The organism is Alcanivorax sp. NBRC 102024, assembly GCF_001602235.1.
Taxonomy (GTDB): Bacteria; Pseudomonadota; Gammaproteobacteria; order Pseudomonadales; family Alcanivoracaceae; genus Alcanivorax.
Genome location: NZ_BDAS01000009.1, coordinates 42,149 through 58,132, shown reverse-complemented (window position 1 = coordinate 58,132; position 15,984 = coordinate 42,149). Strand labels below are relative to the sequence as shown.

Here is a 15,984-nt window from a genome sequence, read left to right as displayed (position 1 = left end):
TCGCGAGGGCAGAAACACCATGGAACCGGAAGTCAAAATCCAGCGCCGCAAGACCCGTCAGATCTTTGTTGGCAATGTCCCGGTGGGCGGCGATGCCCCCATCTCCGTGCAAAGCATGACCAACACCGAAACCTGCGATGTGGACGCCACGGTTGGCCAGATCCGCCGCTTGCAGGATGCCGGTGTGGATATCGTGCGGGTATCGGTGCCCAGCATGGAGGCTGCCGAGGCGTTCGGAAAGATTCGCCAGCAGGTGGATGTGCCGCTGGTGGCGGATATTCACTACGACTACAAGATTGCTCTGGCCGTGGCAGAACGGGGCGTGGATTGCCTGCGTATCAATCCGGGCAACATCGGGCGCGAGGACCGCATCAAGGCAGTGATTCAGTGCGCCAAGGACAAGGGATTGCCGATCCGTATCGGCGTCAACGCCGGCTCCCTGGAAAAGGAATTGCAACGTAAATACGGCGAGCCCACGTCCGATGCCCTGGTGGAATCCGCCATGCGCCATGCGGACATTCTCGACCGCTATGATTTTCAGGACTTCAAGGTCAGTGTGAAGGCCTCCAATGTCTTCATGACCCTGCAGGCCTACCGCAAGTTGTCTGCCCAGCTGGAGCAGCCCCTGCACCTGGGTGTCACCGAAGCGGGGACCTTCCGTTCCGGCACGGTGAAATCCGCCGTGGCGCTGGGCGCACTGCTCATGGAAGGCATCGGCGATACCATCCGCATTTCCCTGGCCGCCGACCCGGTGGAAGAAGTGCGGGTCGGTTTTGATATTCTGAAAAGTCTGAACCTGCGCAAGAAAGGCGTGAATATCATCGCCTGCCCCAGCTGTTCCCGGCAGAACTTCGACGTGATCAAGACCGTCAACGAGCTGGAAGCCCGCCTGGAGGACATCAATGAGTCCGTGGATCTGGCCGTCATTGGCTGCCTGGTGAATGGTCCCGGCGAAGCCCGGGAAGCGGATGTGGGCCTCACCGGCGGCACGCCCAACAACCTGTCCTATGAAGACGGCAAGAAAAGCCACCATGTGACCGCGGAGAATCTGGTCGATGAACTGGAGCGCATGGTGCGGGCCAAGGTGAAGAAACAGCGCGAAGACGAAGCCAAAGGCATTATTGCCAGAAGCGAATAACAAGTCGGACGTCGCGAGTCGGACGTCCGACTTTTTTACCAAGGACATTCAGTGAGCAAGAAGATTACCTCCATCCGCGGGATGAACGACATCCTGCCGGAACAGACCGGTCTTTGGCAGTGGCTGGAAGACCGGGTGCGCGGCGTGCTGGCCAGCTACGGCTATCAGGAAATCCGCATGCCGGTGGTCGAGCAGACCGACCTGTTCAAGCGCAGCATCGGTGAAGTCACCGATATCGTCGAAAAAGAGATGTACACCTTCGAGGACCGCAACGGCGACAGCCTGACCCTGCGCCCGGAAGGAACCGCCAGCTGCGTGCGTGCCTGCGAGCAGCATGGTTTGTTGTATAACCAGACCCAGCGCCTCTGGTATACCGGCCCCATGTTCCGCCACGAGCGCCCCCAGGCTGGCCGCTACCGCCAGTTTCACCAGATCGGTGTGGAAGTGTTCGGCATTAGCGGCCCGGATATCGACGCGGAAGTGATCCTGCTCACCGCCCGACTCTGGAAAGCCCTGGGTCTGGCGGACAAGGTCACCCTGGAGCTCAATTCCCTGGGCGACAGTGAGGACCGTGCCCGCTATCGCGATGCCCTGGTGGAGTACCTGAAAACCCATTTCGACCGTCTGGATGAAGACTCCCAGAAGCGTCTGGAGCGCAGCCCCCTTCGCGTACTGGACAGCAAGGACCCGGGTACCCGCGAAGTGCTCCAGGATGCGCCGCAGCTGGCGGAATACCTCAATGCCGATGCCCGCGAGCACTTTGACGGCCTGAAAGCCTTGCTGGATGCCAACGGCATTGCTTATAAAGTGAACCCCTATCTGGTGCGCGGTCTGGATTATTACGGCAAGACCGTGTTCGAGTGGACCACCGAAGCGCTGGGCGCCCAGGGCACTGTGTGTGCCGGTGGCCGTTACGATGGTCTGGTGGAACAACTGGGCGGCAAACCCACCCCCGGTGTAGGCTTTGCCATGGGCGTGGAACGGCTGATTCTGTTGATTGAGCAGGAAAAGCCGGAACTGTCTGCCCCTGTGGACGTCTATGTGATGGCCATGGGCGATGTGCTGGCACCGACCATGGCCCTGGCTGAACAGTTGCGCGATGCCTTGCCCGGTCGCGGCATCCAGCTGCATTGCGGCGGTGGAAGCTTCAAGAGCCAGATGAAAAAGGCGGACCGCAGCGGTGCCGCCGTCGCCCTGATCATGGGTGAAGATGAATTGGCCAGCGGTGTGGTTACGGTGAAGCCGTTACGTGGGCAGGCCGAACAGAAACAGGTCGCCCAGGGCGATGTCACCAACGCGCTGATATCATTTCTGGAATAAAACGATTTGCGGCAGGCGGCAAACGTCATGACGCGATCACACAGGAACAGCAACGGCGCTGATCGTGTCGCCGTGTAAAACGTGTTCCTCACCGGCGTGAATGGCAATGCCGGGTAAACGCAATACCCAAGCGTCGGGAAGAATGCTTCCCGGCAATAAAAACGAAAGGAGAGCAGGGTGGTCGATTACATCCGCGACGAAGAAGAGCAGGTTGAACGCATCAAGGCCTGGTGGCAGGAAAACGGGACTGCGGCAGTCATCACCGTGGTGCTGGCGGTGGCGGCACTGATCGGCTGGCGCCAGTGGCAGGGCCACCAGGGTGAGCAGGCAGCCGAGGCTTCCACCGAATACCAGGTCATGCTGGAAGCCCTGTCTGCCAATCCCATGGACAAGGCGGTGATCAATGACAAGGCAGACCTGCTGATTGAGGATTTCGGCAGCAGTGCTTATGCGGATTATGCGCGTCTTGCCAAGGCCAGCCTGGCCGTACAGGACGGCGATTACGACACGGCGGTGAGTTTGCTCCAGCCAGTGGCGGATGACGGTGCCACCGATGCGCTGAGTTACACCGCCAGCCTGCGTCTGGCGCGGGTGTTTCTGCAACAGCAGGCCTGGGACAAGGCCGATGCCCAGCTTTCCGGGCGTTTCCCGGACGCCTTCAATGGCATGGCGCTGGAGCTGAGAGGGGATCTGGCCAAGGCTCAGGGCGAGGCAGAGCAGGCCCGTGATCTGTATGCGCAGGCCCTGGATGTCCTGCAGGACGGTGGTGAAAAAGACCGTGTGCAGATGAAACTGGACGACTTGAAAAGCGCTTCCTGATGAAATTTCTCTTCCCCATCGTGCTGGCCGGCCTGGTGCTGGCCGGCTGTAGCTCCAACCCCAATGCCATTGAACCCAATGACCTGCCGGACTTCGAGGCCACTTACAAGGTCAAGCGGCTCTGGAAAGAAGGTGTGGGTGACGGGGTGGAAGACAGCCAGCTGTCCCTGCGCCCGGCGGTGACCGAACAGCAGGTCTTTGCCGGCGATGTGTTCGGCAACGTCTATGCGGTCAGCCGTGATGAGGGCAAGCGCCAGTGGCGGGTGAAGACCGAAGACCGCATTGCCGGTGGTTTTTATGCCGGTTACGGCATGGTGCTTTACGGTACCCGTGAAGGCATGGCAGTGGCCCTGTCCATGGAAACCGGTGAGACCCTCTGGCGCACCCGGTTATCCGGTGAGGCCCTGGCCATCCCGACCAGCGATGGCAGCATTGCGGTTTTCCAGACCCAGGACGGCCATGTAAATGGCCTGGATGCCGAGACCGGGGAACAGATCTGGGACTATGAAACCCCTGTGCCGACCCTGACGTTACGCGGCCTGGCGCAGCCTACCCTGGACAACGGCAAAGTCTATGCCGGCTTCGCCAATGCCAAGCTGGCGGCGCTGGATCTGGAAAATGGCGTTCCCCTCTGGGAACAGCGTATTGCCGAGCCCACCGGGCGTTCCGAACTGGATCGTCTGGTGGATGTGGACGGTAACCTGATCGTGGAAGGCGGCGGTGTGTTCGCGGTGACCTTCCAGGGCAAGGTCGCCGTGGTCGACCAGGAAAACGGTCGTCCGTACTGGGACAAGGAAATGTCCAGCGCCCAGACCATCAGCACCCGCAATGGCAGCCTGTTCGTGGCAGACGACAAGGGCGTGGTGCGCGCAGTGGATATGCGCAGTGGCAGCGTTCTGTGGAAGCAAGACAAGCTCTATGGTCGCCGTCTTACCGGGACCTCTGTGCAAGGCAACCACCTGGCGGTTGGCGATTTCGAGGGCTACCTGCACTGGCTGGATGTGGATGACGGCAGCCTCGTCGCCCGCAAACGTCATGATCGTGATGGCTTTGCCGGCACCGCGGTCAGCTACGACGGTGTGCTCTACGTGCTCAGCTATGATGGCAAACTGGCCGCGTACCAACTGAAAGAACGTTAATCTTTACAGAGGGAGCGGCGCAGTGGCCGCTCCCTCTGTGCCTTCCCCTGTTTTCCTGATTTTCTTCTCTCCGCCTCTACCACCGAATTGCGTTACCATAGCGCCTAGACATCCTTGCAGAGACATCTATGAAACCGGTCATCGCCCTGGTGGGGCGGCCCAATGTGGGCAAATCCACCCTGTTCAACCGACTCACCCGAACCCGTGACGCCCTGGTAGCGGATTACCCGGGCCTGACCCGTGACCGCAAATACGGTGACGGCAGACTGGGGGACTACCTGTACACCGTGGTGGACACCGGCGGTATCGGCGAGAACGATGATGGCATTGATGCGCCCATGACAGAGCAGTCATTGATGGCGGTGGGAGAGGCGGACCTGGTGTTGTTCCTGGTGGATGGCCGGGCCGGTCTGACCGCCGCCGATGAGCAGATCGCCATGGAGCTGCGCAAGCTGCCCAAGCCCACCTATCTGGTGGTGAACAAGACCGATGGCATCGACCCGGATACGGCCATGGCCGATTTCTATACCCTCGGCCTCAATGAGGTGTTGCCCATCGCAGCTGCCCATGGCCGGGGTGTGCGCAGCATGATCGAAACCGTGCTGGCGGCCTTTCCGGACCTGGAGCCCTATTACGATGAACAGGGCGAACCGGTGGATACCAACGACGGCAGCATCCGTGTGGCCGTGCTGGGTCGTCCCAATGTGGGCAAGTCCACCCTGATCAACCGCATGCTGGGGGAAGAGCGTGTGGTGGTCTTCGATCACGCCGGCACCACCCGGGACTCCATCGAGATCCCCTTCGAGCGCATGGACAAGGCCTATACCCTGATCGATACCGCCGGGGTAAGGCGCCGTGGCAAGGTCGCCGAAATGGTGGAAAAATTCTCCGTGATCAAGGCGCTGCAGGCGGTGGATGCGGCCCAGGTGGTGGTGCTGGTGATCGATGCCCGTGAAGGCATCACCGATCAGGATCTGCATCTGCTGGGCTATGTGCTCGACAGCGGCCGCGCCCTGATGATCGCCGTGAACAAGTGGGATGGTCTGGATGCGGACCACAAGGAACGGGTGCGCGTGGAGCTGGGACGGCGCCTGGAATTCGCCCCCTGGGTAAAGATCAAGTTTATCTCCGCACTGCACGGCACCGGGGTGGGCGATCTGTGGGGCATGATTGAAAAAGCCTGGGATTCCGCCTTTATCAAGGTAGGCACCAACGAGATGACGCGGATCATGGAAAGTATTACCGCCGGCCATCCGCCGCCGCGTAATGGCCGTTTCCGCGCCAAACTGCGTTACGCGCACCTGGGCGGCAACAATCCGCCTACCATTATCTTGCATGGCAACCGTACCGAATCGTTGCCGATCAGCTACAAGCGCTTTCTGGAAAACCGTTTCCGGGAAGCCTTGAAACTGGACGGCACGCCCATCCGGCTGGAATTCAAATCCGGTTCCAATCCTTTTGAAGGGCGCAAGAACGTACTGACGGATCGCCAGGTGCACAAACGCAAGCGCATGATCAAGCGCTTCAAGAAGTAACCCCGCAGCACGGGGGAGGGGGTCGCATCAAACGTCGGGGATCGTGGGGCAAACATTGGGGGCAAGGTTTGCTGGTCGTGGCCTGTGGGCAGAGCGTGCAGGCCATGGAGCCCATGATGCCACTGGCGGATGCCCCGGCCATGGTGCTGACCCCCGCCCGTCTCAGCCAGCCCCAGTCCGAGGCGCCTGCCAGCGTCACCGTCATTGACCGTAATCTGATCGAAGCCAGCGGCGCCCGTGAGCTTTATGAAGTGCTGCGGCTGGTGCCGGGCATGTCAGCGGTCAAAGTGGATGGCAACGTGCCCACGGTGGCCTACCACGGTACCCAGGCCCGGGACTCACGCCGCATGCTGGTGCTGCTGGATGGCCGTAGCCAGTATCAGCCCGGCCTGGCACGGGTGAACTGGAATGACATGCCGGTAGACATCCGTGATGTGGAGCGCATCGAAGTCACCCGTGGGCCCGCCGCCGCCGCCTATGGTGCCAACGCCTTTACCGCGGTCATCAACATCATTACCCGCGATCCCCGTGATATCAGCAAACACACCCTGGCGATACAGGGCGGCAATAACGGCATCCGTGATGGCTATGCCTCCGCCGCCGGCCGCACGGACAGCGGTGCCTGGCGGGCGTCCCTGTCCCGGCGCGCGGATGACGGTTACGACGAACCCTTTGAAGGCCGCGAGCTCAACGACGCCAAGCGGATTGAAACCCTGAATGGGGAATGGGTTCATGAACTGGATGGCCAGAATACCCTGATCCTGCAGGCCGGCGGCAGCCAGAGCCGGCTGGAGCGCCAGCAGGAAGCGGGGGTGCAGGATCTCGGCAGCTACCAGCAGGACCCGGTGCAACAGGGTCAGCGCACCTTTGCCTCCGTGCAGTGGCAACACACCTTCAATCAGTCCCACCAGTTGCAAGTGACCAGCTATGGCCAGTACACCCGGGATGTGACCGATTTTTCCGTGTGCTACCGGGATCCGCTCACCGGCCAGTTCGGGCCGGGCGGGGGCGTGCTGTTTTCCCGGGAGCTGCGCGAGCTGTATCTGGAAAATGATCGGGATGTGGGGGCCACCTTTGCGGCGGCCCAGACGGATCCGGATTTCGCCAACCGCTACGCGACTTTGCAGGCAGCCAATGCACCTTTCTGTGCCGGCAGTGCGCTGGATATCGAGGAAGAACGCTATGACCTGGAAATCCAGGATACCCTGCAGATGGGCGACCGGGTGCGGTTGGTCAGCGGCCTGAATTTGCGCCATGACCGGGTGAGCTCCGACAGCTATCTGTCCGGCACCTACGACAACGTCAGCTACCGCGCTTTCGGTAACCTGGCGGTGGATCTGCTTCGTCCGCTGACCCTGAATCTGGGCGGCTATTGGGAGCGGGATCGCATTTCCGGGCAGCATTTCAGCCCCCGCCTGGGGCTGAACTGGCGAGCCGCGCCGGGCCACAGTTTCCGCTATGTATTTTCCAAGGCCCTGCGCACCCCGGATATTTATGAGGACCAGGCGCGTACCAATATTCGGGCCCGCGAGCTGTCGCCGCTTTTTGCGGCCAATACGGAAGCCCTGCTGGGCTGGTCCCCGGCCAATTTCTTTATCACCCAGACCAGCCCTGGCACGCTCAAGCCGGAGCGCATTCGCTCCTGGGAGCTGGGATACTATGGGCAGTTCTCCGGCCTGGAGCTGGACGTGCGCTATTTCCAGGAAGCGCTCACCGACCTGCTCAGCCATGCCCTCAACCCCTTCGAGTTCGAGCCCAATAACGAAGGCCGTGTGGACCATCAGGGTACCGAAGCCCAGTTGAGTTGGCGGCCGGGCGTGAACCATTTACTGAGACTGACCGGGGCCCACATCCATACCCGCGTCAACAAGAAGACAGAAGGGCGTCTGGCCGCCCGGGATAGTGCCAGTGCCCTGTGGGCCTGGCAGTTGAGCGACAACTGGGGCCTGTCCAGCGCCTATTATCTCGCCAACGACTACAACGACAATGTGTTCGAGCGTGTGGACCTGCAGGTGCGTTTGCGGCATCGGGTAGGCGGCACGGAGCTGGAATGGAAAGGGGTGGTTCAGCATGCTCTGAACAAGCAGCCCGTGGTCTTCCAGGAAAACCGTTATCAGGAAGACCGTTTCTGGTTGGGACTGGCGGTGAGGATCTAGGGATGAACAGGCAGGGACGCCTCATCCTGTTGGTGTGGCTGGCCTGGCTGGCCCCGTCCCTGTGTGCCCAGACCCTGTTGCCGATTCACGTTCTCGCCGATGAGGGTCCCTTCCGGGACAGTTTTATTCAGGCGCTGGACGCCGCCGCGATACCGCCCCTGACCCGGGTGGCGGATCCGCAACAGGCAGAACTGCTGATCGCCATCGGTGATCGACAGTTCCGTCGCGCCCAGAAACTGGACAAGCCCTTGCTCGGCGTCTACGTGAGCCGCTCGGCAGTTGCCCTGGCTCAGCGCAAGCGTTGCCAGTGTCAGGGCATCTGGGCCGGGGTGGCGTTGCACGATCAGTTAGCCATGCTGGAAGTGATGATGCCCCTGGCCCGCCGGGTGGGAGTCATTGTCGGCCCGGAAAGTGCCTGGACCCCGGGCATGGTTCAGGATTATCAGGGGCGGCTGGGCCTCACCCTGTTGCCCGTGTCGTCGGTTGAAGTGTTGGGGGATCGGCTCCGGGAGCGGCTGGCCGACTTCGACGCCCTGTTGCTGCCGGTGGATGGTCAGCTGTTCGGTCCCGATACGGCCAAGCTGATTCTGCTGACCAGCTACCGGTTGCGCCGGCCTGTGTTCGGTCCGGATCAGGCCTATGTCCAGGCGGGCAGTGTGGCCAGTCTGTATGCCAGTGGGGCGGATCTGGTGGCGGAGACGCTGGTGCATCTGCAGTTCTTTCACAACAGCCGGCGGTTACGCCGCTCCGGCTTTGTTCATACCCCGACCATCGCCGTCAACGAACACGTGGCTAACAGCTTTGACATGGTTTTCCACGACATCGAATCCCTCCGTGACGCCATGGAGGCCTCTCCATGAGAAAAGGCACCGTGAAAAAGGGGGCGGGAATCCGCAAGCAGCTGCAGCTTCTCGGCCTGGTACCGGCTCTGATCATGCTGCTGCTGTTGCTGGTCGCTCTGACCTGGCAGCGCTTCGAGGATGCGGACCGGGAGCTGCGGGAACTGGGCAGTTATCTGGCCCAGCAGATTGCCTCCTCCTCGGAGTACGGGGTGCTGGCAGGCAACTACAATGACCTGCGCCGTCAGGCACGGCTGGCCATGCAGCAGGCGGACCTGCAGTACGTGGTCTTCCACGACGGCGAGGGCAAGGTGTTGCTCTACGAAGGGCGAGACCAGAAGCAGGATCACAGCGATGTCCTGGAGTTCCACTCCGGCATCTACCGCCAGCCGGTCTCCGACGGTGACCCACTCCAGGAAAAGGCCGCAGACAGCAATCCCGAGCGGATCGGTGAAGTCGTGCTGGGCATGTCCAGCGCCCGGTTACTGGCGCGGCAGAAAGAAATTTTATTGGCCAGCCTGCTCCCCGCCCTGTTCGCCATCATCATTGGCCTGTGGATCGCCCATTACCTGGCTCGCCAGATCGCCTCCCCCCTGGGGTATCTCTCCGGTTTGCTGCGCACCCTGCGCAATGGCGACTATCAGGTGCGTGGCAGCAGTTATCTGCGCGGCGAGCTGGCCGAGCTGCAGGATGATATCAACGAGCTGGCCGGTAGCCTGGAAGGGGCCCATCGGGAGCAGCAGACGGCCATCGATAAACTGCGCCATGCCCATCGTCAGGCGCAGACGGCCAGCCAGGCCAAGAGCGACTTTCTGGCCATGATGAGCCACGAGCTGCGCACGCCCATGAACGGGGTGCTGGGCATGCTGCAATTGCTGGAAGAAACCGCCCAGAGCGAAGAGCAAAACGAATACACCCGCGCAGCGCTGGAATCCACCGGACATCTGCTGGATGTGATCAACGACATCCTCGATTTTTCCCGCATCGAAGCCGGGCGCATGGATCTGGATCCGGTCTTTTTCGAGCTGTTGCCATTGCTGGAAAATTGTGTGGCCACCTTCCGCTACATGGCGGAGAGCAAGGGGCTGTACCTGCGTCTGGACAATGCCGGGATGCTGGCCGGCAAAATGGTGCGCAGCGACCCCACCCGGTTACGGCAGGTGCTCAACAACCTGATTTCCAATGCGGTGAAATTTACCCAGGAAGGGGGTGTGGCCCTGGAAATCACCGCAGAGCAGATTCGCGATGACTGGCTGGACCTGACACTGGCGGTACATGACACCGGGATCGGTATCCCCCAGCATCGCCAGAGCGACCTGTTCAAGGCCTTCTCGCAGATTGATTCGTCCACCTCCCGGCGCTTTGGGGGCACCGGCCTGGGGCTGGCTATTGCCCGCCGACTCAGCGAAATGCTGGGCGGCACCCTGACCGTGAGCAGTGCGGAGGGCGGGGGCAGCACCTTTACCCTGTCGTTGCGCTTGCTCTATCGCAGCCAGGCGCCGGCGCCGCTGGCGGTACCCGCGCACGAGGAAGACCGCCGCGGCGGGCTGCTGTTCGGCCTGGTGTTGCTGGTGGAGGATAACGAGGTGAATCAGCTGGTGGCGCGGCGTTTGCTGGAACATATGGGCGTCACCGTGGTGACCGCCAGAAACGGGCACGAAGCCCTGGAAAAAGTCCGTCAGCGGGATTTTGACTGCATTCTCATGGATGTGCAGATGCCGGTGATGGATGGCCTGGAAGCCACCCGGGCCTTGCGGCAATGGGAGCGCGAACGGGGGCGGGCGCCGATCCCGGTGGTGGCGCTCACCGCCAATGCCATGGACGAAGAGCGCGACCGCTGCATGGTGGCAGGCATGAACGCCCACCTGGCAAAACCCTTTCGGCGCCAGCAGCTTACTCGGGTGCTGAGCCCTTATCTGACCCCTGAACACGCTCAACCCGGGCGCTGACCTCGCCGTCCGCCAGGCGGGTGGTGAGCATATCGCCGGCCGCAATCTGCGCAACGGAACGCACCGCCTGTTCGCCCTTGAAGGTAATGCTGTAACCGCGTCCCAGGGTTTCCAGGGGACTGGCGGTGTGCAGCCGTTTGCCCAGATTGCCCAACTGCACTTGCTGTTGCTGGATAAGACGCAGCAAGGGTTGGGGCAAGCGTTTTTCCAGGGTCTGCAGCCGTTGCTGGCGGTCGGCCAGCAACCGTTGTGGAGACTGCCTGACCAGCCGCTGTTGACTGGGGCGCAGGCGGCTCTGCAGCAGTGCCAGCCGTTGTTGCATGTGCCGCTGCAGGCGCCCCTGCAGTTCATCCAGTCGCTGGCTGCTCTGTTCCAGAGAGTGGCGCGGCGAGCGCAGGCGCTGGCTCAGGTGACGCAGCCGTTCCTGGGGCGCGCGCAGCTGCTGGGCCATCACCCAGCGCAGACGCCGGTGCAGGCCGCCCAGCCGTTGTGTGACCACCGACAGATCCGGGCTCACCAGTTCGGCGGCGGCGGACGGGGTCGGTGCGCGCATATCCGCAGCAAAGTCGGTCAGGCCGGTGTCGACCTCGTGGCCCACGGCAGAGACGATGGGAATCGGGCAGGCGGCCACGGCCCGGGTAAGGGCCTCATCGTTGAAAGCCCACAGATCTTCCAGGGAGCCACCGCCACGACCGATGATCAGCACGTCACATTCGTCCCGGCGAACCGCCAGATCCAGTGCCTGGCAAAGTTGCCCCGGGGCATCGTCTCCCTGAACCGCCGCCGGGTAGATCACCACCGGAATGGACGGACAGCGACGTTTGAGTACCTGCAGGATATCGCGGATGGCGGCGCCGCTGGGGGAGGTGATCACGCCGATCTGGCCAGGCCAGGCGGGCAGGGCGCGTTTGTGTTCCTGGGCGAACAGGCCCTCCGCCTGCAACTGGGCTTTCAGCGCCTCGAACTGGGCTTTCAGTGCCCCCTGTCCGGCGGGCTCCATGTGCTCCACCACGATCTGGAAGTTGCCGCGGGGCACGTAGAGGGTGACCTTGGCGCGCACCAGCACCTGCTGGCCATTCTGGGGATTAAAGTCGAGCAGTCGGTTGCGATTTCGAAACATGGCCCCATTAATCTGGGCACGCGAATCTTTCAGACTGAAATACCAGTGGCCGGAAGCCGGACGGGAAAAGTTGGACAGTTCTCCCTGCAGCCAGATGAGCGGAAAGGAGCCTTCCAGCAGGCCCTGGGCTTCCAGGTTCAGTCGGCTGATCGATAGCGGTTCGGCGCGGGATGAAAAGGTCATCGCGGGAGGGTAGCGATTTTCCTCCGACCTTGCCAGCGCTCTGATTGTGTACCACGGTGGGTTTGACGTATAATCGCCCGCCTAATTTCCGGGGGTGGCCCAGGGAGTCTCTGGATAGCCCCTTGCGTACTCAGTCTTTCAGGCTGGCTCACAATCTAGGCGCACTTTTGAAGGCAGGCTGGTTGCCTGTCGAGAAAGTGCAACAACGAGTGTGGGCCAGCCTGGAAGACCCGAAGGGCGAGGCCTGAAACGCACATCTGCTGCGCTTTGGCTCTTGAAAAGGGAACCACCCTTCCCGTCGAGCCAAAGCACAACAGCTGCACGCTTCAGGCCACGCTGAGCACGCAAGGGGCTATTCAGAGACTCCCACTGCCGCCTTAACCGGCGGCACCCGGTCCTCCTCCTTAACTCCGGGTGCGCCCGACAGAACCCCAATCAGCGGTTCTGGCCGGGAACCCTCTCACTTCCTACGGTGCAATATGCTCAGAATCGTGCAAGAAGCATTGACGTTCGACGACGTTCTGCTTGTACCCGCCCATTCCAATGTGCTGCCCAAGGATGTGTCCCTGAAATCGAAACTGACCCGGGACATCGCCCTCAATATTCCGCTGGCGTCAGCAGCCATGGATACGGTCACCGAGCACCGCCTGGCTATTACCATGGCTCAGGAAGGGGGCATCGGCATTCTCCATAAAAGCATGGAAATTGCCGACCAGGCCCGTAACGTGCGGATGGTAAAGAAATACGAATCCGGCGTTGTCAAAGATCCGATCACCGTCAGCCCGGACACCACCGTGGCCGAGCTGCTGCGCATCACCGAAGCCAACAAGATCTCCGGTGTGCCGGTCGTGGAAGGCGATCAGGTGGTGGGCATCGTGACCAGCCGTGACACCCGCTTCATCACCAATTACGACCAGTGCGTGAAAGACATCATGACCGGCAAGGACCGGCTGGTGACCGTGCAGGAAGGCGCCGGTGCAGATGAAGTCCAGGCGTTGCTGCACAAACACCGCATCGAAAAAGTGGTGGTGGTGAATGGCAGCGGTGAGCTGCGCGGCATGATTACCGTGAAAGACATCGAAAAAGCAGCCAAGTACCCCAACGCCTGCAAGGACTCCCAGGGACGCCTGCGGGTCGGTGCAGCCGTTGGCACCGGTGCCGGTACCGACGAGCGCGTTGCCGCTCTGGTAGAAGCCGGTGTGGACGTGATCGTGGTGGATACCGCCCACGGTCATTCCCAGGGCGTAATCGACCGGGTGGCCTGGGTGAAGAAGCACTTCCCCGAGGTGCAGGTGATCGGCGGCAACATTGCCACCGCCGCCGCCGCCAAGGATCTGGTTGCCGCCGGTGCGGATGCTGTGAAAGTGGGCATCGGCCCGGGCTCCATCTGTACCACCCGTATCGTGGCCGGTATCGGCGTGCCGCAGATTACGGCCATTTCTGATGTGGCCGAAGCGCTGAAGGGCACCGATGTTCCCTTGATCGCTGACGGCGGCATCCGCTTCTCCGGTGACATTTCCAAGGCCGTTGCCGCCGGCGCCAGCGCCATCATGATCGGCTCCCTGCTGGCCGGCACGGAAGAAGCGCCGGGGGATGTGGAACTGTTCCAGGGCAGCTACTACAAGGCATACCGTGGCATGGGTTCCATGGGCGCCATGTCCGGCTCCACCGGTTCTTCCGACCGCTACTTTCAGGATGCCGCCGCCGGTATCGAGAAGCTGGTGCCGGAAGGCATCGAAGGCCGGGTACCCTACAAGGGCCCCATGAGCGCCATCGTCCACCAGCTGATGGGCGGCCTGCGTGCCTCCATGGGTTACACCGGCTGTGCCACCATCGAAGAGATGCGCACCAAGCCGGAATTCGTGAAAGTCACCAACGCGGGCATGAAGGAATCCCACGTGCACGATGTGACCATCACGAAAGAGGCGCCGAACTACCCGGTGGGCTGAAGTCCATCACGCTTCGACATGTTTTATTGATTCAGGGCCGGCGCTGCCGGCCCTTGTATTTACAGCCTGCCAGCCAGGCGCCAGCGGAAAGCGAGCCATGAAAGATATCCATGCCCAGCGCATCCTGATTCTGGACTTCGGTTCCCAATACACCCAGCTGATTGCCCGCCGGGTGCGGGAAATCGGCGTGTACTGCGAAATCCGGGCCTTCGACATGACCGCCGAGGAGATCCGCGAATTCGCGCCAAAGGGCATTATCCTGTCCGGTGGCCCGGAATCCGTCACCGCCGCAGAAACCCCCCGTGCCCCGGAAGCGGTGTTCGAGGCCGGTATCCCGGTGCTGGGCATCTGCTACGGCATGCAGACCATGGCCGAGCAGCTGGGCGGCAAGGTCATTGCCGGTGAAAAGCATGAATTCGGCTACGCGCGCGTGGAAAAGGCGGAAAAGAATCGCCTGCTGGACGGCATTGTCGACCACGAAGAACAGGGCAAGGAATACCTGGATGTTTGGATGAGCCACGGTGACCGTGTCGGCGAAATGCCTGCCGGGTTCGTCACTACCGCCACCACCGGCAGCTGCCCCATCGCTGGCATGGCTAACGACGAAAAACGCTTCTATGGCATCCAGTTCCACCCGGAAGTGACTCACACCCTGCAGGGCGGTCGTCTGCTGGAACGCTTCGTGCGTGAACTGTGCGACTGTGAAGCCCTGTGGACCCCGAGCAACATCATCAACGATGCCATCGACACCATCCGCGAGCAGGTGGGCACCGATGAAGTGATCCTGGGCCTGTCCGGCGGGGTGGATTCCTCCGTGGTGGCGGCGCTGTTGCACAAGGCCATTGGCGACCAGCTCACCTGTGTATTTGTGGACAACGGCCTGCTGCGTCACCAGGAAGGTGACCAGGTCATGGAAATGTTCGCCGACAACATGGGCGTGAAAGTGATCCGCGTGGACGCGGAAGACAACTTCCTGGGCAAGCTGGCCGGCGAAGCGGACCCGGAAAAGAAGCGCAAGATCATCGGCAACACCTTCATCGACATCTTCGACGAAGAAGCCGGCAAGCTGAAGAACGCCAACTGGCTGGCCCAGGGCACCATCTACCCGGATGTGATCGAATCCGCCGCCAGCAAGACCGGTGGCGCCCATGTGATCAAGAGCCACCACAACGTGGGCGGCCTGCCGGAAGACATGAAGCTCAAGCTGGTAGAACCCCTTCGTGAACTGTTCAAGGACGAAGTGCGCAAGATCGGCCTGGAGCTGGGGCTGCCCTATGACATGGTCTACCGCCACCCCTTCCCGGGGCCGGGCCTGGGCGTGCGTATCCTGGGTGAAGTGAAAAAGGAATACGCCGACACCCTGCGCCTGGCAGACCATATCTTTATCGAAGAGCTGCGCGCTGCCGGCCTGTACCACAAGACCAGCCAGGCGTTTGCCGTGTTCCTGCCGGTCAAGTCCGTGGGCGTGGTGGGCGATGCCCGCCGCTACGAATACGTGGTAGCCCTGCGTGCGGTGGAAACCATCGACTTCATGACCGCTCGCTGGGCGCACCTGCCCTATGAGTTTCTGGAGCTGGTCTCCAGCCGGATCATCAACGAGATCCCCGGCATCAGCCGCGTCACCTACGACATCTCGTCCAAGCCACCGGCCACGATTGAGTGGGAGTGACCAGCAACAACAGGCACTCCCTGGTAACGTCTGGCAATGACAGGCATTAATACAACCCAGCGCCATTGCTGGGTTGTATGTTTTTGGACTTTGATTAATTATCTGGAATTACCCGGTTTTTCTATTTGAACCTCAGTGCATCCACCAGCAAGCGAAACAGCGGGGATG

General features: G+C 61.5%; 11 protein-coding genes. 10 read left to right on the top strand and 1 reads right to left on the bottom strand.

Translation table 11 applies throughout. The features are described 5' to 3' along the window. The first annotated feature begins 19 nt into the window (after positions 1 to 19). From ispG to A0251_RS13560, 8 genes are all read left to right on the top strand, one after another. Positions 20 to 1,138, top strand: a complete 1,119-nt coding sequence (gene ispG, locus A0251_RS13595; RefSeq protein WP_062817386.1) for a flavodoxin-dependent (E)-4-hydroxy-3-methylbut-2-enyl-diphosphate synthase — start codon at positions 20 to 22, stop codon at positions 1,136 to 1,138. A gap of 51 nt (positions 1,139 to 1,189) precedes the next feature. Further along, the gene (hisS, locus tag A0251_RS13590; protein ID WP_082810896.1) at positions 1,190 to 2,458 is read left to right on the top strand and encodes a histidine--tRNA ligase; all 1,269 of its coding nucleotides are present in this window, start codon (positions 1,190 to 1,192) and stop codon (positions 2,456 to 2,458) included. A 177-nt stretch (positions 2,459 to 2,635) separates the two neighbouring features. Continuing rightward, positions 2,636 to 3,277: a tetratricopeptide repeat protein gene (locus A0251_RS13585; RefSeq protein WP_062817385.1), complete on the top strand. Its 642-nt coding sequence runs from the start codon at positions 2,636 to 2,638 to the stop codon at positions 3,275 to 3,277. After that, positions 3,277 to 4,416: an outer membrane protein assembly factor BamB gene (bamB, locus tag A0251_RS13580; protein WP_062817384.1), complete on the top strand. Its 1,140-nt coding sequence runs from the start codon at positions 3,277 to 3,279 to the stop codon at positions 4,414 to 4,416. The genes A0251_RS13585 and bamB overlap by 1 nt, the downstream gene beginning before the upstream one ends. A 128-nt stretch (positions 4,417 to 4,544) precedes the next feature. Beyond that, positions 4,545 to 5,951: a ribosome biogenesis GTPase Der gene (gene der, locus A0251_RS13575; RefSeq protein WP_062817383.1), complete on the top strand. Its 1,407-nt coding sequence runs from the start codon at positions 4,545 to 4,547 to the stop codon at positions 5,949 to 5,951. 77 nt (positions 5,952 to 6,028) lie between these two features. Beyond that, the gene (locus tag A0251_RS13570) at positions 6,029 to 8,107 is read left to right on the top strand and encodes a TonB-dependent siderophore receptor (RefSeq protein ID WP_231874245.1); all 2,079 of its coding nucleotides are present in this window, start codon (positions 6,029 to 6,031) and stop codon (positions 8,105 to 8,107) included. Positions 8,108 to 8,109: 2 nt separating this feature from the next. Further along, entirely contained in the window at positions 8,110 to 8,967 is an 858-nt protein-coding gene (locus A0251_RS13565) for a hypothetical protein (RefSeq protein WP_062817382.1), read from the top strand. Beyond that, entirely contained in the window at positions 8,964 to 10,895 is a 1,932-nt protein-coding gene (locus A0251_RS13560) for an ATP-binding protein (protein ID WP_062817381.1), read from the top strand. Before A0251_RS13565 ends, A0251_RS13560 begins: the two co-directional genes overlap by 4 nt. Here A0251_RS13560 and xseA read toward each other — a convergent pair. Further along, entirely contained in the window at positions 10,840 to 12,198 is a 1,359-nt protein-coding gene (gene xseA / locus A0251_RS13555) for an exodeoxyribonuclease VII large subunit (protein WP_062817380.1), read from the bottom strand. The two genes, A0251_RS13560 and xseA, sit on opposite strands and share 56 nt — an antisense overlap. A gap of 479 nt (positions 12,199 to 12,677) precedes the next feature. On the opposite strand from xseA, the gene guaB reads away from it, so the two are divergent. After that, positions 12,678 to 14,147, top strand: a complete 1,470-nt coding sequence (gene guaB, locus A0251_RS13550; RefSeq protein ID WP_062817379.1) for an IMP dehydrogenase — start codon at positions 12,678 to 12,680, stop codon at positions 14,145 to 14,147. Between the two features lie 97 nt (positions 14,148 to 14,244). Next, positions 14,245 to 15,816: a glutamine-hydrolyzing GMP synthase gene (guaA, locus tag A0251_RS13545; RefSeq protein WP_062817378.1), complete on the top strand. Its 1,572-nt coding sequence runs from the start codon at positions 14,245 to 14,247 to the stop codon at positions 15,814 to 15,816. Positions 15,817 to 15,984 lie beyond the last annotated feature (168 nt).